Genomic DNA, 22,527 nt, shown 5'->3' on the forward strand with positions numbered 1-22,527 from the left:
TAGAAGCAAATATAGCAAAAATCCCGGCGATAAGCCGGGATTGATATTTATAAAATCTAATGTTTTTATATTATTAGAAGTTGAATGATAATGTTGCAGCCCATGTTCTCCCGAATCCGAATAATACACGGTTTGATGGATCAATACCTTTGTATAATGTACTCAAATATGCGTCATACTGTTGTTGAGCTGTTGCATTTGCGTTATTTTTAAAATCTCCTACTCCTTTAGTGAAATTATTTGTAGAAGCATCAGAAATATAAGTAGTATCAAACAAGTTATAAACGTTTGCTCCCACTGTGAAGTATTGAGCAGCATCTTTTAGTCTGATTTTGTAAGAAATTCCTAAATCAAATAAATTGAAATCAGGAAGCTTCATTACTCCTTTTTCCTGTGCTGCTTCATTAGAGAACGTTGCAATATCAATTGAAGAATATAATTTTCCAACATATCTCCAAGTTCCAAAAATACTAAGATCTTTTACTGGTTTTACAGTAGCTCCTAATGATGCTGTCATTTGCGGGATACTGTTGTTGCTCGTTCCTCCAACTTTTACTTTATCTAAATAAAGAGTTGTAGATGTAGAAGAACCGGATAAAGTAAGCGGATTATTGTTGTCGTCAAACGCTGCTCCTGTAGCATTACCCTTGTAATAATAATCTCCCCAAGAGAACATACCTTGAAGTTCTAAGAAGTTTGTAACTTTATAAGTTGCATCAAATTCTACTCCTTGGTGAATTTCAGTAATACCACTGATCTCAGCATATCCTGTAGTTGTAGTATTGTCTGGTAATGTAAAAGTTTGGTTAGTTCTTCTTAGCCATCTGTCTCCCCAAGAAGTTCTGTATACATTAACGTTAGCACTAAAGTTTGAAGATCTGAAACCATAGCCAATTTCTGCAGAGAAGATTTTCTCATTAGTTAAAGTTGGATTAACTACTTGGAAGTTACTAGGATAAACAGAGTTGAAGAAAGGTTGTTTGCTGTAATAACCAATGTTTGCAAAAACGTTATGATTTTCATTGATGTTATAGTTAGCGCCCCCTTTAATGTTATATCCAAAAAGGTTTTTGAATCCTGTTTTAGTATTAACTGTTTGTCCTTGTTGTTTTGTTACTCCATCCTGAACGAAATTATCTATTCTTTGATATCCTTGATTTGAAACTGACCCCTGTAAGAATGCAGACAAATTATTTTTAGAATATTCAACTTGACCAAAACCACTGTACCAGATTACTTCTCCATCGTTGCTGTATCCTATTTGCTCATTTAAAGGAGCTGTTTTTCCTCCAAATGGGTTCCAAGAAAGTTGCTTGTAGTCATAAGTTTTTGAAACATTGTAAGGAACTACGTTTTTATTTGCGATTTCTTGATAAGAATTTGCATTATATAGATCAGAAACTACTTGATAGTGATATCCATAGTAGTATCTGTCATCTGTACCGATTGAGATATTCCAGTTATCATTGATTTTATGTTGGAAGTTTGCCAAGATACCATACCAGTTATGTGAATTGATACTCGCTCTTCTTACAATACCGTCTCTAACTGTTGATTTTTTTCCTGTTACAGGATCAGTGACTTGATATGGAGTTCCAGCATTTAATCCGTTGTTCAGAGCGAAAATTTGGTCATAGTTATATGTCCCATCTGCTCTTCTGTACGAGTTAATATTTGTTGTTGTTGGGTTTCCACTGCTATTGAATTTTCCAGTCCAATAACTTCCTAAATCGCCTGTTCCACCACCTCTACCATTAGACATATATAGTACTGTACTTAATTTAGATTTTTCACTAATATTAAAGTCCCAGTTAAGCATCATTACAGGTTTTGCGTAGTAGTTTGACCTGTTAGCTAAAGAAACGCTTTTTCCTTCTGAATTAGTATAGTATCCCCAATCAGAGTTATATGTTCTGTCTGGAGTATTATCATGATCAGGGTTGTATTTGATATAATCTCCAATTGTTGGAGAGAAAGTTCTTTGATCGTGCCACTGAGGTGCAGATGTTAAAGTAAACTGGAAGTTATGTTTTTTATTTGGCTCCCATCCTAATGCAAAGTAATAAGCATAAGATTCATAATCAGTATTTTGAATGTAAGTACCTCCTGCCTGTCTGCTCATTAAAATAGATGAAGACCATCCATCGTTAGATTTACCTGTATTGTATGCAAATGATGTTTTAAAATAGTCGTCATTACCAACTCCTAATCTTATTACACCTCCTTTTTTCATGTCTGCAGACTTGGTTAAGAAGTTCATAGTACCCCCAACAGAAGCAATAGCTAATTTAGAAGATCCTAAACCTCTTTGTACCTGTAGTGTACTTGTAACGTCAGACAATCCAGTCCAGTTTGAGAAATAAACAGTACCTCCCTCCATATCATTTACAGGCATACCGTTTACCATTACTGCAATGTTCCTAGATTCGAAACCACGCATAGTAATCTGAGAGTCTCCGAAACCACCACCACCTTTTGTAGCATATACGGAAGGTGTTGTATTTAGTAATTCAACAAGCTCTTGATTTCCTTGTCTTTCAAGGATTTGTGCAGCTTTAATTGTAGAAACCGCTACTGGTGTTTTTCTATCTTTAGCGATATCAGTAACACCTCTTAGGATTACCTCCTCAATATCTTTAGACCTGGTTGTACTTACAGTGTCTTTAGTTTCTTGAGCGTAATAAACACTAGCTGTAGACAATGTAATAGCTACAGTCAGTATCGATTTGTTGATTAATTTCATAATCGTGAGTAATAGTTAGATTTAATTTTCTGCAAAATTGGGGAAATAAATTTTAACTAATATTAACTGTATGTTAATTTTTACTCAATCTTAATAAGTTGTAATATGTTGATTGTTAGAAATTTAAACTAAAATCGACTTTTCGTATGAAAAAAATCATATTATTGAATTTTTAACAAATAGGGGTTGTTTTTATTAAAAATACAACGCTATTTCACCGCTTTGAGACTCAAATCCATATTCTCTGCCGAATGAGTTAGGGCTCCTGCAGAGATATAAGTCACTCCTGTGGATGCGATTTCTTTTAACATTTCACGGGTGATTCCTCCTGATGCTTCGGATTCGCAAGAGCCGTTAATCATTTTTACAGCCAGCTTCATGGTTTTTACATCCATGTTATCAAGCATGATTCTGTCGACTTTTGCTTTGATGGCTTCCTCAACTTCTTCAAGGTTTCTGGTTTCGACTTCTATTTTTAGTTTTTTCTTGTTCTTTTTGATATAATCTTTGGCCATTTTCACAGCATTGGTGATACTTCCGTTGTAATCAATGTGGTTGTCTTTCAACATGATCATATCGTAAAGACCGTATCTGTGATTGGTTCCACCGCCGATTGCAACTGCCCATTTCTCGCAAACTCTGAAATTAGGAGTTGTTTTTCTGGTATCTAAAAGTTTAGTTTTTGTGCCTACTAATCGGGAATCCCAGTCATTGGTGAGGGTTGCGATTCCGCTCATTCTCTGCATGCAGTTTAAGACAAGTCTTTCTGTGGAAAGTATAGATCTTGCGCTTCCGGTAACAATTAGAGCTACATCTCCAACTTTTGCGGGAGTTCCGTCTTTAATGAAGACTTCAACTTTTAAGTTTTTATCAAAAGTTTTAAAAATAATTTCTGCCAATTCTACACCTGCCAAAATACAGTTTTGCTTAACTAAAAGTTTCGCACTTTGTTCCAGTTCTTTCGGAATGGTAGAAAGGGTAGAGTGGTCTCCATCCTGAATGTCTTCTTCTAAGGCGTTTTTTATGAATTGTTTTAAAACTTTATCTGTAACGTAGTTTGGTCTTTTCATTTTGTATGCTTTTTAAGCTAAATCTTTATTGTAAAATGCTCCTTTATTCTCGGTCATTTCCATAGATTGGGTGATGATGAGGTGGGCAACGGTTGTTAAATTTCTCAGTTCAGACAATTGTGGCGAAAGAATAGAGTAGTGGTAGATCTCGTCAACGGCGGCAGCAATTTCCTGATGTTTTTGTAGCGCCATAGTTAAACGTCTGTTGCTTCTTACGATTCCGACAAGGTCGCTCATCATTTCCTGAAGTTGTTTTCTTAGATATGAAACAATTACCATTTCGTCCATGATTTTCATGCCCTCTTCATTCCACTCCGGAACAGCTTTTAGATCATCAAAGTTGAAATTATTTTGATTAAGTAATGCCATTGTTTTCATCGCAGCATTATGCCCGAAAACTAAACCTTCAAGTAAGGAATTGGAAGCGAGTCTGTTGGCTCCGTGTAATCCTGAGTTTGTGCATTCTCCTACTGCGAAGAGGTTTTTGATGGATGATTGTCCGTCTTTATCAACTTCAATTCCACCCATCAAATAATGACAAGCCGGAACTACAGGAATTAATTGAGTGAAAGGATCGATGGCTTCTTCTCTACATTTTTTATAAATATTAGGAAAATGTTCCAAAAACTTTTCGTGATCCATATCGCGACAGTCTAAGCCAACATATTCGTCGCCGGAAACTTTCATCTCATTGTCAATGGCTCTTGCTACAATATCTCTTGAGGCTAATTCTTCTCGCTCATCATATTTGTGCATGAATTTTTCACCTCTTTTTGTTCTTAATTTTGCTCCATCACCACGGACAGCTTCAGAAATTAAAAATAACATTCCATCAATTTTGCTATACAAGGCTGTTGGATGAAACTGATAGTATTGCATATTTGAAACCTGACCTTTCGCGCGGGCTACAAAAGCAATTCCGTCTCCTGTTGCAATTTTTGGGTTGGTGGTGTTTTTGTAAACATGTCCGGCTCCTCCGGTTGCAACCAAAGTGATTTTGGAAGTGATTTTTTTTATCGTTTTAGATTTTTCATCTAAAATGTAGGCTCCATAGCAATGGATGTCTCCCTGGTTTAATTCTTTCCCCGGAACATGGTGCTGGGTAATGATATCGATTACATAATGATGATCCAAGATCTCAATATTGGGGCTTTTATTAGCCGTTTCCAAAAGGGCTCTTTCGATCTCGAAACCGGTGATGTCTTTATGATGAACAATTCTGTTTTCGGTATGACCGCCTTCTCTTCCTAAAGCAAATTCTCCATTTTTCTTGTCGAAATTGGCGCCCCATTCTACGATCTCGTTGAATCTTGCAGGGGCTTCTCTTACGACCATTTCTACAACATCGCGTTTGTTTTCACCGTCTCCGGCACGCATGGTGTCCTCGATATGCTTTTCAAAATTATCATTTTTAGAATCTGTAACTACCGCTAAACCGCCTTGTGCGTATTTGGTGTTGCTTTCGTCTTCATCAGATTTCGTAACAATGATTATTTTGGCATCGGGAAGTTGTTCTGAAACTTTTATGGCATAAGAAAGTCCCGAAATACCGGAACCAATTACTAATACATCCGCTTTTATCATATGCTTGCTTTAAGTACAATCGTCTAAATAATTAAATAAATTTAAACAATTTTTCGTTTGGTTTTCTTACTTTTTTCATGTGTTGGAAATGATCTTCCTCGGAACGGTAACCTAATGCCAGAGTGACGGTCACTTTTTCTGTTTTGGGATCGATGTTTAGAATTTCTTCAATCAGATCCTGGCGGAAGCCTTCCATAGGACACGTGTCAACATTTTCTATAGCCGCAGCGTACATTAAGTTGGCCAAAACTATATAAGATTGTTTTTCTGCCCAATTGAAAATTTCATCGTTGTTTTTTTGAGTAATATGTTGATTGATACTGTTTTTGAAGAGATCGAGGTTCGCTAAAGGGACATCTCTTACTTCAGAAATATGATTGAAATAACCTTGAATATAGCTTTCTCCAATTGTCTTTTTTGAAATAATGACAATAAGATGAGAGCATGTAGATATTTGTGATGGATTATAAAATGCGGGAATTAATTTTTGCTTCATTTCTTCACTTTCCACCACTGTAATTTTATAGGGTTGAAGGCCAAGCGAACTTGCTGACAGCTTTCCTGACTCAAGAATGTTGTGAAGGGTTTCCTGAGGAATGATTTCGTTGTTGAATTTCTTTACAGAATATCTTCTGCTTAAAGCTTCCAAATAATTCATATGACAAATTTAGGAATTGGATGTGAATAAAATAAGCTTAAAACGAAATATCTCTTATTAAATTATGCAAAAAAGAATCACTCCAAAAAAAATGAAGTGATTCTATTATTATTTGAAATCGATATTGTATTAATCTCTATTCTTAACCAATACCCAGCCTGAGTATTTGAAAGGAGTGTTTTTCTTGTCATTTTCATTCCATGTTACAGAGTACCAGTAGCTTCCTGTAGGGACTTTTCTTCCGGCTATGGTTCCGTCCCATCTGTATCTTGTAGATTTGTCACCTTGGTGGATCTTGGCTCCGTATCTGTCGAATACATTAAAGACAAGGTTTTTCTTATTCGCTAATGCAGAATAGTCAATGGCATCGTTTATTCCGTCTCCGTTTGGAGTGATTACGTTGATAATATTAGGAACAACGATCGTGATGTCGATAGGTTCGCAATCGTAAGCATCTTTTACATATACTTTATTGTCACCTCTCGGTACATTTTTAAAGATATTAGAATCCTGCCAGTTAATATTATCCATTGAATATTGATAAGCCGGAGTTCCTCCCATCACATTGATTGTAATTGTAGTGGCTGAAATATCAACATTGGTAATAACAGGCTGTTCTGAAGGGGAAATTGTTACATTTTGAGTGGCGATACAGTCTCCGGTTTTCAATTTCACCCAATAGGTTCCAACTCCTACATTGCTGATAGATTGAGTTGTAGCTCCTGTACTCCATTGGTAAGAACTAAATCCGGGCCCTGCATCCAGTGTGGTTTTGTCTTCCATGCATATTGTTTTATCCTTCAAAACAGTTGAGTAAACCGGAGCAATTACGATTAATGTTACTTTTGCTATCGCATAACATCCGTTTCCGTTTATTACTTTAATATAAACTACGCCATTTGGAGCTATATATGCAGCTGCCGCTGTGGCGCTAATTTCATTTGTACTGTTTTGTGCATCAGCTAAAGATGGATAATATTTTTTTGTAATTCCTCCCTGTGTTGTTACGGAGGCATTCGTAAGATTAAATAAACCTGTTGAAGGATTTGTTTCAATGAAACAAGCTCTTAATGTTGCATCGTTTACTGTTACAACGGCGAAATGATTCAATGTAATTTTTGCATTAGAAAAGCAGCCTTGAGGAGTTGTTACTTTTACATATATAAAACCCGGAGCAGAAGAATAGGTAGTTGGATTTAGAATCTCGTTGGTTCCTGCGTTTAGATCTGCTAATGTAGGGTAGAATTTTTTTGTTACTCCGGCAACCGTTGTTACAGCAGCCGTTGTAAGGTCAAATATTGCTACTCCAGCATTATTGTTGTTACATCCGGTTAATGTTGTATCAACTGCTGCGAAAGGGGTTGGGTTTAATTGAATAATACCGTCTCCGTTATCACATAATGTTGATGATGGATCTTTAACAACTACGGTTATTGTTGTGTTTCCTGAATACGAAAAGTTGGTTGGGTTTGTAATGGGTACTCCGCCAGGGCCAAAATAAGTGATGATGTAATTGGCGGGGTTTGCTACAAATTGGGTATTGTATGATGTTAAATCTATGGTTCCTGTTCCTGTTGCAGGGTTCACGCATACAAAAGGGGTAATCGTGTTTGTTAAAATTGGAACTTTATCGATAAAAATTTTTGCATTTTTAATCGAATGTCTGGCACTTGCCCCTCCTGTTGCTGCTGAAAATCCAAAATATCCGGTTGTCATGCCTATTGCCCCTCCTGATGGCGCAAACGATTGATCAGTAATTAATACTCCGTCGATTCTGATTTTGATAAGCCAGTTTGCGGGATTTGCGGGATCTGTTTCTCCGTTTACTTCAACATGCTTGTAAGTTGGCCCTACAAAAGGCTGGGTTGTGATAAGATCAGGAGAATGGAAAGTACTTCCAGGTGTGTTATTATATTCGATATTGAAATTTCCTGCTGGTAAATTATTGGTACCGTATAAAACATGTACTTTGCTCATTTGGCCTTCTGTAGAGTTGTTGAAAATGTCAAAACCTACCATCAGTCCGTTGGCATTTGCAGGGATTCCAAGACCTCCCCCCGATACAAATCCTGCTGGAGGATTCGCAAGGTACCAGAATGTAAATCCGTCTCCTCTTCCGAATGCTGCTGTTCCGTTTCCATCGATTCTAAAATCGAATTCCACTTTCCATTTATCACAATATTTCAAATTGATAGGAGCGGCAAGTTTTATTGCGCCATAGAGGCCACCTTGATCTGCGGTGAGTTGTACAAAATCACCGCCAGCGATGTTCGCGCTTGAGACCAAGTCCCATCCTGTAGTTACTATAGGATTTCCTGTAAGCTGATAGGTCTGAGAAAACATTTTTCCAGACAAGCATAGTAAAATGATGTAAAAATAAGTAAGTAAAGTTTTTTTCATTTGAAGCGAGTTGGTTGGGTTGTTAATGTTGTAAATATATTAAATTTCTATTATTTAATATTCTAAAAATGTTAATTATGTAATTAATTTTGATAAAATTATAATGAAAATTGATTTATATAGTTAAAAATGTAATTGTGGTTAAAAATATAAACAATAAAGTCCTAAAATTGAGAGTAGTCTGAGAGCTAGATATATAGTTTATAAAAAAAACTCACTCCAAAATCGGAGTGAGCTTTCAGAATATTATTCTCTATTTTTTACAAGTACCCAGCCAGAATATTTTGTTTGAGTATTGTTTTTGTCATTTTCATTCCAAGAGATAGTGTACCAGTAGGTAGCTGTAATTATTTTCTTGCCGAAAGCAGTGCCGTCCCATCTGTAATTTTTGATTTTATCAGCTTGGAAAAGTTTGTTTCCATATCTGTCGAATATCGTAAAAACTAGGTTTTTCTTGTAGGCAAGTGCAGAGTAGTCAATAAAATCATTAATGTTATCACCGTTTGGAGTAATTGCATTGATTAAATTAGGAACCGTGATCTGTACTTGGATGGGTTCGCAATTGTAGAAATCTTTAACGTAAACTTTTACTTCTCCTCTTGCGAGATTTTCGAAATAATTAGAGTCCTGCCAATTGATTCCGTCCAGAGAGTATTTGTATGGTGGAGTTCCTCCGATTACATTTACCGTGATTGTATTGTTATTAATATCAATACTTGAGATTACAGGCTGTACAGAAGGGTTTACTTTTACAATTTGAGTTGTGATACAGCCTCCTGTTTTTAATTTTACCCAATAAATTCCTACAGGAACATTAGTGATGGTCTGAGTCGTAGCTCCTGTGCTCCATTCGTATCCGTCAAAACCGGCACCTGCATCTAGAGTAGTTTTGGCATCTATACATATAATCTTGTCTTTTAACACTGATGATGTAACCGGAGTTAAAACAACAAGATTTATTTTCGCAAAACTGAAACAGCCGTTTGCGGTAGTGGTAACTTTTACATATACCGTTGTGTTAGCTGAAATGTATGTGGTAGGATTTACAATTTCGTTGGTTCCTGCTGTTGCGTCTGCTAATGTTAGATAGTATTTTTTTGTAGTACCGCCAAGCGTTGTAATATTTGCTGTTGTTAAATTAAATACCGCTGTTGTTGGTGCACTTTCAATAAAACATGAGCGTAAAGTAGCATCATTTACAACAACCAGAGGATGGAAATTCAAGGTTATTTGTGCTGAGCCGGTACATCCTTGTGGAGTTGTTACTTTTACAAAAACAGTTCCTGCTCCGGAGGTGTAAGCTGTCGGATTGGTGATCTCATTGATTCCTGCGTTAAGGTCTGCCATTGTTTTGTAGTACTTTTTGGTAACTCCGAGAACACCTGTTACATTCGCTGTTGTAAGATTGAATGTTGCAGATCCTATATTGTTATTGTTACATTCTGTAAGTGTCGCACTATTTGCGCTGAATGGCGAAAGTGATAACTGTATCTTAGCGTCAGCATTATCGCACAATATTCCTGCGCTATCTTTTATAACAACTGTTATTGTTGTATTGGCATTATATTGATAAGCTGTTGGGTTAGCAATTGGAGTTGAACTTCCTAATACATAATAAGTAAAAGTGTAGTTACCTGGAGTGCTAACGAATTGATTATTGTACGAAGTTAAATTCACTGTTGCTGATCCTGTTGCCGGATTAGGGCAAAAAGACTGAGTAACGGTAGGTTGTAAAATTGGAACTTTATCAGTGTATATTTTTACATTTTTAATAGAATGTCTTGCACTTGCAGCTCCTGTAGAAGCTGAGAAGCCAAAGTACCCTTGTGTCATAGTGGTTGCACCTCCAGAAGGTGCAAAAGATTGACTTAAGATTTGTGTATTATCTATTTTTATGGTGATAATCCAATTGCTGAGGTTTGTGGGATCAACTTGTCCTACTACCTCTACGTGTTTAAAATTTGCACCTACAAAAGGAAGTGTAGAGTTAAGATCAGGAGAATGAAATGAGCTTCCGGCGGTATTGTTAAATTCGATATTGCCACTACTTACATTATTTGTACCATACAGAAGGTGAACTTTACTCATGCCACTATCAGTAGTATTGTTGTAGATGTCAAATCCTACCATTAGCCCTATTGCGTTATTCGGAATTCCAAGACCTCCACCTACTGTGTAGGAAGCCGGTGGATTAGCCAGATACCAGAAGGCTATTCCATCTCCCCGGGCATATGTTCCGTTCCCGTCAATTCTAAAATCAAATTCTACTCTCCACTTATCACAATATTTCAAATTTATAGGAGCGTTGAGTTTAATGCCCCCTACTTGACTGATTTGATCTGTAGTAAGTTGTATAAAGTCTGTATTAACCATTGCAGAGGGAACGATATCCCATCCTGTTGTATTTACGGGATTTCCTGTGAGCTGATACGTTTGAGCAAAAGTTTTTCCAAAAAAACAGGAAAAAACAATAGTGGAATAAGCGAGTAGTTTTTTTATCATTTAGTAACGCAGTTTAAATTAGATGCGTAAAGATATTAAATCCTAATCAATAAATATATATTTGCTGTTAATTTTACCGAAAATAATGATTATTTTGTAAAGAAATGTAGTTTGAATGGAGAAATAATTAATAGTGTTAACTTAAATTTAGATTTATTAAAATTACATTAAAAAAGAGAGTTGTTTTCGAGAGACTCAAAATAGGCGTCAATCTCCAAGTTGGCTGAAGCAGCGGCTGCAACAGCTAATTTATCACATAATTCGTTTTCAAAATGTCCTGCATGCCCTTTTATCCAGTGCATTTTAGGTTTGTGGGTATTGTAAAGTTCAATAAATTTTTTCCAGAGATCCGGATTTTTTACATTTTTCCATCCTCTTTTTATCCATCCAGCGATCCAGTTTTGGTTGATGGCGTCGGATACGTATTTGCTGTCTGTAAAAACATGGATGTCGTTGTCCGGAGATTTTAATTTTTCCAACGCTGTGATTACAGCCAGAAGTTCCATTCTGTTGTTGGTTGTTTTACGAAAGCCTTTTGAAAATGTTTTCTGATAATTTTTTTCAGGAACGCGCATGACAATTCCGTATCCTCCTTTTCCGGGATTTCCGCTGCAGGCGCCGTCTGTGTATATTTCGATTCTCAAATTTGGAATGTGTAGAAATTAAATACTATTAAACTTTAAACTTAATTTTTTAGATTAAAAAGGAAAATCATCTTCATCATCAAAGTCATTCATTGATGTTGTATTGCTTTTTACACTGAATGCTGAATCTAGATTAATAGTGTTTTTTATTTTATCAGATTTGATTAAACTATTATAATCATTATAGCCATAAAATGTATCTAAATTTTCAAATTTCGCAATATTTTTGAAAAAAGAAAGCCTCATACTATTTGTGGTGCCATTTCTGTTTTTTGCAATAATAATTTCAGCTTGATTTTCTGTTGTGGTTTCCTGTCCTTCATCATCATTATCCCAAATAGAAATTTTATAATGTTCAGGAACATATATAAGAAACACTAAATCAGCAGTTTCTTCAATTTCTGTATAGTGATAGAAATCTAATAATTTTGGTCTTTTATTTGGTCTTTGATTTATATTGGTGTCGTTAATATTTGAACCACAAATAATTGTTATATTTAATTCTTTAGAGATTGATTTCAGTTCTCGAATTGTTTGGTCAATTGGAAAACTATTGTCACCACTATATAATAAATTATGTAACATTTCTATATTGTCAATAACAAAGATTTGTGAATTACTTTGTTGAATGGAATTTGCAATCTTTGCTCTGAATATTTCTATGGTTAAATTACCAAATTTTTCTTCGAAACGGATTGGACAATCATTTAAATAAGCTTCTTTAGTAAAAATCTTATGTAGCTCATCATCATTAAAATTTTTAGTTAAAAATTTTTTAAGAGGAATTTCAGTAATATTTGACAAAAAACGATTAAATAATAAATCATTGTTAGATTGAAAATTAAAATACGTTGAAGGAATTTTATTATCAATACTTATTTTCTTTATTAATGAAGTCAGAAATGATATTGTATCACCTGAAGTTCCTCCAATTACAACTAATGCAGGAGTATCTAATCCGTAAATTATTTTATCAATTTCAAAAAAACCTGTTGGTATCATAAAAATAAATTTTAAAAAGGAAAATCATCTTCATCATCAAAGTCGTTCATCGAAGAACCTGAAAGTTTAGAACTATCCGGCAAATCGAATGCTGCGCCCGGTTGAATCGTTGTTTTAATTTTATCAAAACCGCTTGGTTCAGGCGTTCCAAAATCAGAAGGAAAACCTCCGCCGGTTGCATGTTCAATATCTCCAAATTTCGCAAAATGTTTTAAGAAAGATAATCTAACGTCTGCTGTAGCACCATTTCTGTGCTTTGCAATGATAAGCTCGGCTTGATTTTCAGTTGTCGTTTCCTGTCCTTCTTCATCATTGTCCCAAACGGTAATTTTATAATATTCCGGTCTGAAGATAAATGACACGATATCCGCATCCTGCTCAATCGCTCCGGATTCCCTTAGATCTGAAAGCTGAGGTCTTTTTCCGGGGCGGGTTTCCACACTTCTTGAAAGCTGTGAAAGGGCAATTACTGGAACGTTCAATTCTTTTGCAATTGCTTTTAATGAACGTGAGATCATGGAGATTTCCTGTTCACGGTTTCCACCGCCTTTTCCGCCACCGCCGGCCGTCATCAGCTGGAGATAATCGACCATGATAAGTTTTACATCATGCTGCATAACCAGTCTTCGGCATTTTGCACGGAAATCGAATATCGAAAGGGAAGGAGTTTCATCAATAAAAAGCGGAGCATTTTCCAGCTCGGAAACGTTGGAGAAAAGTCTTTGCCATTCTTCATCATCCAGAGTTCCTTTTCTTAGTTTTTCAGATGAAATTCTTGTTTCGGAGGCGATCATTCTGGTGATCAACTGTACAGATGCCATCTCCAGGGAGAAAAGTACCATCGGAATTTTATGTCCTACAGCGATATTTCTCGCCATCGAAAGAAGAAATGCTGTTTTTCCCATCGCGGGACGGGCAGCAATAATGATAAGGTCGGAATTTTGCCAACCTCCTGTTTCTTTATCGATATCTCTGAATCCTGAAGGTACTCCGGAGATTCCTTCTTTGTCTTTTAGAGATTTAATGGTTTCAATTGCCTGTTTTACTAATGAGTTTGCGGTGTCGAAACCTTTTTTGATGGTTCCGTTGGTGATCTCAAAGAATGACTGTTCTGCTTTATCTAAAAGTTCAAAAACGTCGGTAGATTCTTTGTATGAAGAATCGATCACGTTGGCAGAAACATTAATTAAACTTCTTAAAATATATTTTTCAAGAATAACACGAACGTGATACTCAATATGCGCAGATGAGCTGACTCCCATCGTAAGTTCTACAATATAATGATCTCCACCCGCCAAAAGAAGCTTTTCTTCTTTTTTCAGTTCCTGAATAATCGTCATAAGATCTACAGGATGGTTTCCCTCATATAATTTTAAAATGGTCGTGAAAATTACCTGATGTCTGGGATCGTAAAATACTTCAGGGGTAAGAAGGTCGATAGAATGATCCAGCCCTTTTTTATCAATTAAAAAAGTACCGATAACCAATCTTTCAAAATCTACTGCATTAGGAGGCATTTTTCCATCTGCAATTGACAGCTCTTTCGCGAAGTTTCCGTGGGTAAGAGATGATAATGTTTCTTTCTGCGCCATTGTGCAAAGATAGGTTATTTCGAAAATAATCTGAAAATAGTAACTAACATTTTCATGCAGATCTGTTTTAAAATGCCATCAATAAAAGGCAGGCTGTGTTAATAAAAAAATCACCCCAAAATTGAGGTGATTTTTAAATATATAAGAATTAAATTATTCTCTGTTTTTTACAAGTACCCATCCGCTGTATTTTGTCTGAGTATTGTTTTTATCATTTTCGTTCCAAGAGATACTGTACCAGTAAGTTCCTGTAAGAATTTTCTTACCGCTTGCTGTACCGTCCCATTTGTAGTCTCTGGTTTTATCGGCTGTGTAAAGCTTGTTTCCGTATCTGTCGTACACGATAAACTGCAGGTTTTTCTTATAAGATAATGCAGAATAATCTATATAATCATTTTTGTTATCTCCGTTTGGCGTGATCGCATTAAGAAGATTAGGAACAGTTACCTGTACATCGATAGGGTTACAGTCGTAGAAATCTTTTACATATACTTTTACTTCTCCTCTTGGAAGATCTGAAAATACATTAGAATCCTGCCAGGTAATACCATCTAAAGAGTATTTGTAAGGCGTAGTTCCACCGTTTACGTTTACTGTGATTGTATTGTTTGTGATATCAATGCTTGAGATAACAGGCTGTTGAGTGGCATATACATGTACTAATTGTAAAGTGTAACATTTTCCTGTTTTCAGTTTTACCCAGTATTCACCAACTCCTACATTTGAAATTGATTGTGTAGTTGCTCCTGTGCTCCATTCGTATCCGTCAAATCCAGCGCCTGCGTCTAATGTTGTTTTATCTTCAAGACAGATTGTTTTATCTTTAAGAACAGTTGATTTTACAGGAGGTAAAACTTTAAGATTGATTTTGGCAATTGAATAACATCCATCCGCACTGTAAACTCTTACATATACAGAACCTGTTGTGCTAATGTAAATGGAAGGATTTCCTATTTCGTTCGTTCCGCTTGTTGCGTTAGCTAATGTTTGGTAGAATTTCTTAGGTGGATTTGTAAGCGAAGAAACCGTTGCAGTTGTTAAATTGAATACTGCTGTTGTAATGGCTGTTTCAATATAACAAGATTCAAGACTTGCTTCGGTTACTATCACTAAAGGATAGAATTTTAATGTGATCTCCGCAGTATCAGAACATCCGTCTGTTGTTGTTACTTTTACATATACCTTTTTCTCTGCTGAAGTATAGTTTGTAGGGTTTGTAATTTCATTAGTTCCGGCATTCAGATCATTCATCGTCGGGTAATATTTTTTTGTAACGTTACCTGAATAAACATCTGCTGTTGTTAAATTAAATAATCCCGTACCTATATTGTTATTGTTACATGCATATATTGTGGCGTCCCGAGCGGTAATATTTCCCTGGACAAACTTGAAGGTTCCTGTTTGGAAACATCCATTAATGGGGTTTGTGGGGTTTGCGGGGTCTGTGTATTTTATTCTGTAATAATATATTATTCCTGCATTTACTGTAATTGGAGCTGTAATTGGGTTACTGCCTGTTACAGCATCATTACCTGTAGTATGATACGTAATCGTAAAGTTTTGATTACCGTTTAAAATAGCATTAGTTAAAGTACTAAAGTCAAATGTTGTAGGCAGCGCACATCTCAAGATTTCGCGTGGAGCATCTGGTGTTGGGCCGGCTACACCTGGAGGTATAAAGGGGTTTGGCGTTAATGCTGGGTCTGTAAATGCGGAAGTTAGAGTAGCGGTTCCTCCCCATGTTAATGAGAATCCGTCTGTACTGCCATCCCAGTTATCTACTACGAGATAGTAAGTTTCGCCTGCAACTACATTCATAAAACCACTCAATCTGCCTGTTACAGTAGGATGTGTGATTGTTAGGCTTAATCCCGTAGGACCATCTGTGCCATCATAGTTACATCTGATGGGAGGGCTTAATGCACCGCAAGTCTGATTTGGGCCGTATACTCCAAAATCATAATCCGTTGCATAAACGTTTGGTGTAATCATGAAGGTTAGAGTTCCTGAAGTTGCGATAGTGAATGTGTACCAAACTGAGTGGTTTTCATCAGAGGCAAGACATCCCATAAGATCTTCCGTAACATCGCCGTGACCTAAAGACGTATAGGACAGGTCAGAATTTCCGCATACGGGTATGGCTGTAATACAATCCGACTGTGAAAAATATAATTGCGAAAAAAATAAGATTAAAAGAAGTAGGTATTTTTTCATTTTTAACTGACTTTTTATGAAACAAAAATAACGAAAATATTAACAAAATATGAATACAATATTCATGAATTAAAAAAAACCGCTTGAAAAAGCGGTTTTTTTTAATATATTCTTAATTATTCTCTGTTTTTAACCATTACCCATCCTGTGTATTTGAAAGGAGTACTTTTTTTATCATTCTCATTCCACGTTACAGAGTACCAGTAATTTCCTGTAGGAACTTTTTTACCACCATTAGTAGTACCGTCCCATTTATAACCATTAGTCTTGTCAGCCTGGAAGATCTTAGTTCCATACCTGTCAAAAATGTTGAATATAAGATTTTGTTTATTTGCTAATGCAGAATAATCAATCACATCATTTACGCCATCTCCGTTTGGAGTGATCACGTTGATAAGGTTTGGAACAACAATTTCAACATGAATAGGCTCACAGTCGTATGAATCTTTTACATATACCGTGTTGTTACCTCTAGGTACATTGGCGAAAATATTAGAATCCTGCCAGTTGATGTTGTCCATTGAATATTTATACGGAGCAGTTCCACCCACAACATACACTGTAACATTATTAGTTGAAATATCAACAGTAGAGATTACGGGTTGCTCAGAAGGGTAAATTTTCACCGTTTGAATTGCTGTACAGTCTCCTGTTTTCAATTTCACCCAATACGTTCCAACTCCTGCATTGCTGATAGATTGAGTCGTAGCTCCTGTGCTCCATTCATATGCATTGAATCCAGGGCCTGCATCTAATGTAGTCTTGTCTTCCATACAGATGATCTTGTCTTGTAACACCGTAGAATAAACCGGAGGAATTACAATTAGAGTCACTTTAGCTATAGCGTAACAGTTGTTTCCGTTTGTTACTTTAATGTAAATTACACCATTTGGAGCAGTATATGCAGCTGCCGCTGTGGCGCTAATTTCATTGGTACCGTTTATTGCATCTGTTAAAGATGGGTAATATTTTTTAGTTATACCTCCCTGTGTTGTAACCGAAGCATTAGTAAGATTAAATAAACCTGTTGAAGGGTTAGTTTCAATAAAACAAGCTCTCAATGTTGCGTCATTTACAACTACAACCGGGAAGAAGTTCAATGTGATCGTAGCGGTATCGGCACAACCCTGAGGAGTTGTTACTTTTACATAAACTACGCCTGTTGAAGATACGTAGTTCGCAGGGTTTGTAATCTCATTGGTTCCTGCATTAAGATCAGCCATTGTAGGGTAGTACTTCTGGGTAGCAGTAGGATCATTCAATACGGCTAAAGCTGTAGAGGTAAGATCGTATGTTGCGATACCTGCATTGTTGTTGTTACAAGCATTCATTGTAACATCATTAGCAGTAATATTTCCGAGTTTAAATTTAAACGTACCTATCTGCCTGCACGAGTTGATCGGGTTAGTAGGGTTTGTAGGATCCGTATAATGGATACTGTAATAGTACGTCGTTGTTGTATTAACCGTAATTGGTGTTAAAATTGGGTTCGCTCCGGATAATGCATCATTTTGAGATGTATGATAACTTACCGTAAAATTTGGATTGTTATTGATGATACCCGCTGATAAAGTACTGAAATCAAAAACTGCAGGACTTGTACAAACAATTACCTCATTTGGGTTTGCAGGGTTTGCATTAGGCGTTCCCGGCGCTATAAATGGGTTTGGCGTAAGAGCAGGATCATTAAATGGAGAAGCCAAAGTAGCTGTTCCGCCCCAAGTTAATGAAAACCCGTTGGTATTAGCTGAATAGTTATTGACTAAAAGATAATACGTCTGACCCGGTAAAACATCCATATATTTTACCCACGCGTCTCCGTTACCGGATGTTCCGGCGCCATCATATAAATCTGTTGAAGTCATATTAAGACCTGTAGCCCCGCTTGTGTAGGGTGTCGAGCATCTAATAGTGTTTCCTTTAGTAGCACAATTAACATTTGGTCCCCAAACGTAAAAGTCATAATCTGTTGCTGCTGTTGTTAAAGGGGTAATTACAAAAGTTAGCGTTCCTGCTGTGGCAATTGTAAATTTATACCAAACAGAGTATTTTTCTACATAAATACCACAGTTTCCGTCCGGAAGCTCTTGTGTTCCGAATCCGGAAGGTGTGTAGGAAAACCCTGAGTTTCCACAAACAGCTAAAGCTGTAGCACAATCTTCTTGTGCATAAAATATCTGACATAAAGGTATCAGAAAAATGAGTAGAAGTTTTTTCATAAAGGGGAAGTTTTATAAGGCAAATATAAAAAATTATTAACGTTGAATTGAAGTTTTTATCATTTATTTAATAAATTGAGAGAAAAGGCTTTAATATTGCATTTTCCTTAGCTTGGGATTAGTACTTCCTACAAGAAGCGCTACAAGCACGGTCATTGTACCGCCAAACACCACGGAACGCACTACTCCGAGTAATTTTGCCATAACTCCACTTTCAAACTGTCCCATTTCATTGCTCGACATGATGAAAATAGAATTTACACTTAAAACACGTCCTCTGATGTGGTCTGGCGTTTTTAACTGAACAATCGTTCCTCTGATCACGACTGAAATTCCGTCAAGCATCCCGCTTAATACCAAAAACATAAAAGAAAGCCAATATATATGTGATAATCCGAAACCGATGATACATAATCCAAATCCTGTAACTACAGCAAGCAAAACCTTTCCTTGATTCTTCCTTAACGGAATAATTGATAGAATTGTTATAATACACATTGAACCAATATCGGAAGCGGCATTTAATAATCCGAAACCTTCGGCGCCAACTTTCAGAATATCGGTCGCAAATACCGGGATCATAGCCACTGCACCTCCGAAAAGAACGGCAAACATATCAAGGCATAAAGCGCCTAATATTTCTTTCGTTTTAAATATATAAGAAATTCCCTCGCGCATACTTTCAACAACGTTTACATCCTCTTTTTTATGTTCAGAATATTGTTTTTTTAATTGCCAGAAAAATACTGAAGCGAAAATTATTAATGAAATGATAACAACCAACGTCCATTTTACTCCAAAATAGCCAATAAGAAATCCTCCGACTGCGTGCCCGCAAACAGATGATATAAGGAAAGTTGCCTGATTTAGAGTGATGGCATTTGGTAGATTGTCTTTTTTAACGATTTTCGGAATCATAGAGGGCACAATAGGTCCGATAAAAGCTCTCGCAATCCCCGTAAAGAAAATAACAACGTAGATAAAATAGGTGATCTGATGTCCTGTGAAATGCATCTGTACATTCAGGAAAGCCGGAATCAGCAATAATCCTATCAGAAAAACATAAGCGTAATTACAAATCAGTAAAAGCCTCTTTTTTTCATTCATATCAATAACATGACCAGCATATAAAGCACAGCTTACGGCCGGAATTACTTCCGAAAGACCGATCAAGCCGATCGAAAACGGATCTTTTGTTAATTGATACACCCACCATCCCAATAAAGTAGCGAGCATTCTAAAAGCTAAAACAATAAAAAATCTCCCGGTAAGAAGATTTCTGAATTCAACATTTTGCAATGTTTTTAGCGGGGTAAACGAAATCATTCACAAAAATAGCCCTAAATATTCATTTAGGGCTAGTGATATTATGATTTTTTAAATGATAAATCAAATAGAAGCTGAAAGATAAAATCTATTTTAGTCAGCTCTTGAAGAACTTAAAACCAATGCCGCAACACCTGCTGCACCAATCACAACAGCTCCTGCAGTAATTCTCGCTTTTCTGCTGTCTCTTACTGAAGCTACATTAGATTTTGGAATGATAACTTCTGCGCTGTCTTTTTTTCCGGCTGTACCAATAAGGTTGTCACCATCTACGTTACGGAACAACATTTTTTGATTTTTAGAACCGTCTTTCATTTTAACCACATACATTTTTCCTGCTTCAAGGTTAGAATAATTATTCTTAGAAATGTCTTCTGAGTATTTTGTAGTTGCACAAGAAGAAATTACAAATAAAGACGTTAACAAAGATGATTTTAAAAGTACAGATGCTTTCATTCTAATTTTTTAGTTTTCCAAATTTATAATTTTTTTCGAATATATGTTTCCGGAATCAAAAAAATGTGTTTAAAATTTATAGATTTCTAATAAATCTGCTATTTTTCTGTCATTTGCCAGTCTTGGAGTTTTGTTTTGACCGCCCAATTTCCCCTGAGATTTTGCATATTCATGAAAAGCATTCTTTTTTAATCTGCTGATATGAAGTTTCTGGAGAATATTTCCCGAGATCAAATCATCATAATAAGTGTTGCGTTTTCTTAGCTGCTCGTCAAGTTCATTTTTAAATAAATCTAAATTTTCCGGCTCTTTTTCAAATTCTATGAACCATTCATGATAGGGAAGCCCTTCTGCAGGATTCACCTGTGGAGCAAGATGGAATTCTGTGATCTGAGCAGGATATTTTTCTACGGTTGCTTTCATGGCTTCTTCCACTTCAAAGGCAATCACGTGTTCTCCGAAAGCTGAGGTAAAATGTTTCGTTCTTCCGCTCACCAAAATTCTGTGCGGATTTTTATCAATAAATCTTACAACATCACCAATTGAATACGCCCACAAACCTGAATTTGTCGTTAAAATTAAAGCATAATCTTTATTAAGCTCAACTTCTTTTAAGGTTAATCTTTTCATGTCACGCTGAGCGGAGTCGAAGCGTCCGTATTCTTCCAGAGGAATAAATTCGTAGAAAATCCCATGATTGGTTAAAAGCAACAGTCCTTCTTTCGTATAATCGTCCTGAAATGCAAAAAATCCTTCCGAAGCCGGAAATGTTTGAATAATATCAACTTTTCCACCCAATAATTCTTCCATTTTATCGCGGTACGGCTCATAATTGACTCCGCCGGTAACGATAAGTTGAAGATTTGGAAAAAGCTGTTTGATCTTTTTACCGTTTCTTTCAATTAATTTTTCAAAATACATGATCAGCCAAGGCGGTATTCCCGAGATCAGAGTCATGTTTTCTTTCTCTGTTTCCTCAACAATTTTATCGACTTTAGTTTCCCAATCTTCAATCATATTGGTTTCTAAACTCGGTAAGCGGTTTTTTTGAAGATAATTTGGAATGTGATGAGCCACAATCCCTGAAAGTCTACCTGTTTTTATACCGAAAACCTCTTCCAATTCAGGGCTTCCCTGTAGAAAGATCATTTTTCCTTTTACAAAATCGGCGTTGTTTTTCTGAGAAATATAATGGAATAATGCGCTTTGAGCTCCGGCAATTTGAAATGGCATTCCTTCTTTTGAGATAGGAATATATTTCGAGCCGGAAGTTGTTCCGGAGGTTTTTGCAAAATATTCCGGAGTTTCTGTCCATAAAATATTGGACTGACCTTTTTTTACTCTTTCGATATATGGTTTAAGGTCTTCATAATCGGCAACAGAAACTCTTTCCTGAAATTCTTTAATAGAATTGATGTTTTCAAAATCATGCTCTCTTCCAAACAGCGTTTTCTTTGCTGTTTCTATTAAAGATAAAAGCAAATCTTCTTGGTTTTTTTCTGCATTTTTCTTGAATTCTTCAGCCTTTCGGACGTGTTTTTTTGCCCAAGACAGTGCTATATTTTTCTTTAGGAAGTTTAACATGGTTCAAATTTATAAATAACTAAATAATCTGATGCTATTTTAATGAAATATGAAATAAAAAAAACCGATGAATGAGTATCATCGGTTCTTCGAAATTTGATTATGAAAATAACAACTATAAGTTGAGTTTATTTGCTTGCTTTATACCTTTTGTCTGGCGTACCGTCTTTTTTCAGATGTTGGTTCTCTTTATATCTCTTGTCAGGAGTTCCGTCTTTTTTCATTTTAACACCTGTTATTGACGCTGTTGCAGGCTTTGCCATTTTTGTGTCTGCTGCTTTTGCAGCTTTTGTATCTGCCGTTTTAGCAGTTTTTGTTACCTGATGAGTGGCTTTGGTAGCTGTTGCGGGAGCAGTTTGCTGAGCAGTGGCAAATCCTAGTCCCAATACTATTGACATTGCTGTGATTAATTTTTTCATAATAATTGTATTATTTGTTTTTCTTGAGTCAAAGTTATACAAAAATCAGGCTGAGAAACTCACTTTTAGAAACTTAACTAAAGTTTATTACAGCTTAAAAAAATATTAAAAGTA

The 22,527-nt window shown here is 36.1% G+C and carries 15 protein-coding genes; all 15 read right to left on the reverse strand.

Annotated features, from left to right (window positions below):
* Positions 1 to 73 precede the first annotated feature (73 nt).
* Complete coding sequence (locus BT156_RS03100; protein ID WP_072407136.1) at positions 74 to 2,743, reverse strand: TonB-dependent receptor; 2,670 nt, start codon at positions 2,741 to 2,743, stop codon at positions 74 to 76.
* 209 nt (positions 2,744 to 2,952) lie between these two features.
* On the reverse strand, positions 2,953 to 3,813 hold the full coding sequence (gene nadC / locus BT156_RS03105; protein ID WP_072407138.1) for a carboxylating nicotinate-nucleotide diphosphorylase: 861 nt from the start codon (positions 3,811 to 3,813) through the stop codon (positions 2,953 to 2,955).
* A gap of 12 nt (positions 3,814 to 3,825) precedes the next feature.
* Positions 3,826 to 5,397: an L-aspartate oxidase gene (nadB, locus tag BT156_RS03110; RefSeq protein WP_072407140.1), complete on the reverse strand. Its 1,572-nt coding sequence runs from the start codon at positions 5,395 to 5,397 to the stop codon at positions 3,826 to 3,828.
* A 31-nt stretch (positions 5,398 to 5,428) separates the two neighbouring features.
* Positions 5,429 to 6,055, reverse strand: a complete 627-nt coding sequence (locus BT156_RS03115) for an NAD(P)H-dependent oxidoreductase (RefSeq protein WP_072407142.1) — start codon at positions 6,053 to 6,055, stop codon at positions 5,429 to 5,431.
* A 129-nt stretch (positions 6,056 to 6,184) separates the two neighbouring features.
* Complete coding sequence (locus BT156_RS03120) at positions 6,185 to 8,455, reverse strand: T9SS type B sorting domain-containing protein (RefSeq protein WP_072407144.1); 2,271 nt, start codon at positions 8,453 to 8,455, stop codon at positions 6,185 to 6,187.
* Between the two features lie 246 nt (positions 8,456 to 8,701).
* Positions 8,702 to 10,957: a T9SS type B sorting domain-containing protein gene (locus BT156_RS03125; RefSeq protein WP_072407146.1), complete on the reverse strand. Its 2,256-nt coding sequence runs from the start codon at positions 10,955 to 10,957 to the stop codon at positions 8,702 to 8,704.
* 167 nt (positions 10,958 to 11,124) lie between these two features.
* Positions 11,125 to 11,601 carry a ribonuclease HI gene (gene rnhA / locus BT156_RS03130; RefSeq protein WP_072407148.1) on the reverse strand — a complete coding sequence of 159 codons (477 nt, stop codon included), beginning with the start codon at positions 11,599 to 11,601 and terminating at the stop codon, positions 11,125 to 11,127.
* A gap of 54 nt (positions 11,602 to 11,655) precedes the next feature.
* Complete coding sequence (locus BT156_RS03135; protein WP_072407150.1) at positions 11,656 to 12,603, reverse strand: DnaB-like helicase C-terminal domain-containing protein; 948 nt, start codon at positions 12,601 to 12,603, stop codon at positions 11,656 to 11,658.
* 11 nt (positions 12,604 to 12,614) lie between these two features.
* Complete coding sequence (dnaB, locus tag BT156_RS03140; protein ID WP_072407152.1) at positions 12,615 to 14,195, reverse strand: replicative DNA helicase; 1,581 nt, start codon at positions 14,193 to 14,195, stop codon at positions 12,615 to 12,617.
* Positions 14,196 to 14,348: 153 nt separating this feature from the next.
* On the reverse strand, positions 14,349 to 16,409 hold the full coding sequence (locus BT156_RS03145) for a T9SS type B sorting domain-containing protein (RefSeq protein WP_072407154.1): 2,061 nt from the start codon (positions 16,407 to 16,409) through the stop codon (positions 14,349 to 14,351).
* A gap of 116 nt (positions 16,410 to 16,525) precedes the next feature.
* A complete protein-coding gene (locus tag BT156_RS03150; protein WP_072407156.1) occupies positions 16,526 to 18,628 on the reverse strand; it encodes a T9SS type B sorting domain-containing protein in 2,103 nt (700 codons plus the stop codon).
* 90 nt (positions 18,629 to 18,718) lie between these two features.
* Positions 18,719 to 19,954, reverse strand: coding sequence for an MFS transporter (locus BT156_RS03155; RefSeq protein ID WP_072407157.1), 1,236 nt, complete (start codon positions 19,952 to 19,954; stop codon positions 18,719 to 18,721).
* A gap of 93 nt (positions 19,955 to 20,047) precedes the next feature.
* A complete protein-coding gene (locus tag BT156_RS03160) occupies positions 20,048 to 20,410 on the reverse strand; it encodes a hypothetical protein (protein ID WP_072407159.1) in 363 nt (120 codons plus the stop codon).
* Positions 20,411 to 20,479: 69 nt separating this feature from the next.
* Positions 20,480 to 21,994, reverse strand: a complete 1,515-nt coding sequence (locus BT156_RS03165) for a GH3 auxin-responsive promoter family protein (RefSeq protein WP_072407160.1) — start codon at positions 21,992 to 21,994, stop codon at positions 20,480 to 20,482.
* Between the two features lie 128 nt (positions 21,995 to 22,122).
* Positions 22,123 to 22,413 (reverse strand): hypothetical protein, encoded by a 291-nt coding sequence (locus BT156_RS03170; protein WP_072407162.1) that lies wholly within the window; start codon positions 22,411 to 22,413, stop codon positions 22,123 to 22,125.
* Positions 22,414 to 22,527: the final 114 nt, after the last annotated feature.

The sequence above is a fragment of the Chryseobacterium limigenitum genome, assembly GCF_900114875.1.
Taxonomy (GTDB): Bacteria; Bacteroidota; Bacteroidia; order Flavobacteriales; family Weeksellaceae; genus Chryseobacterium; species Chryseobacterium limigenitum.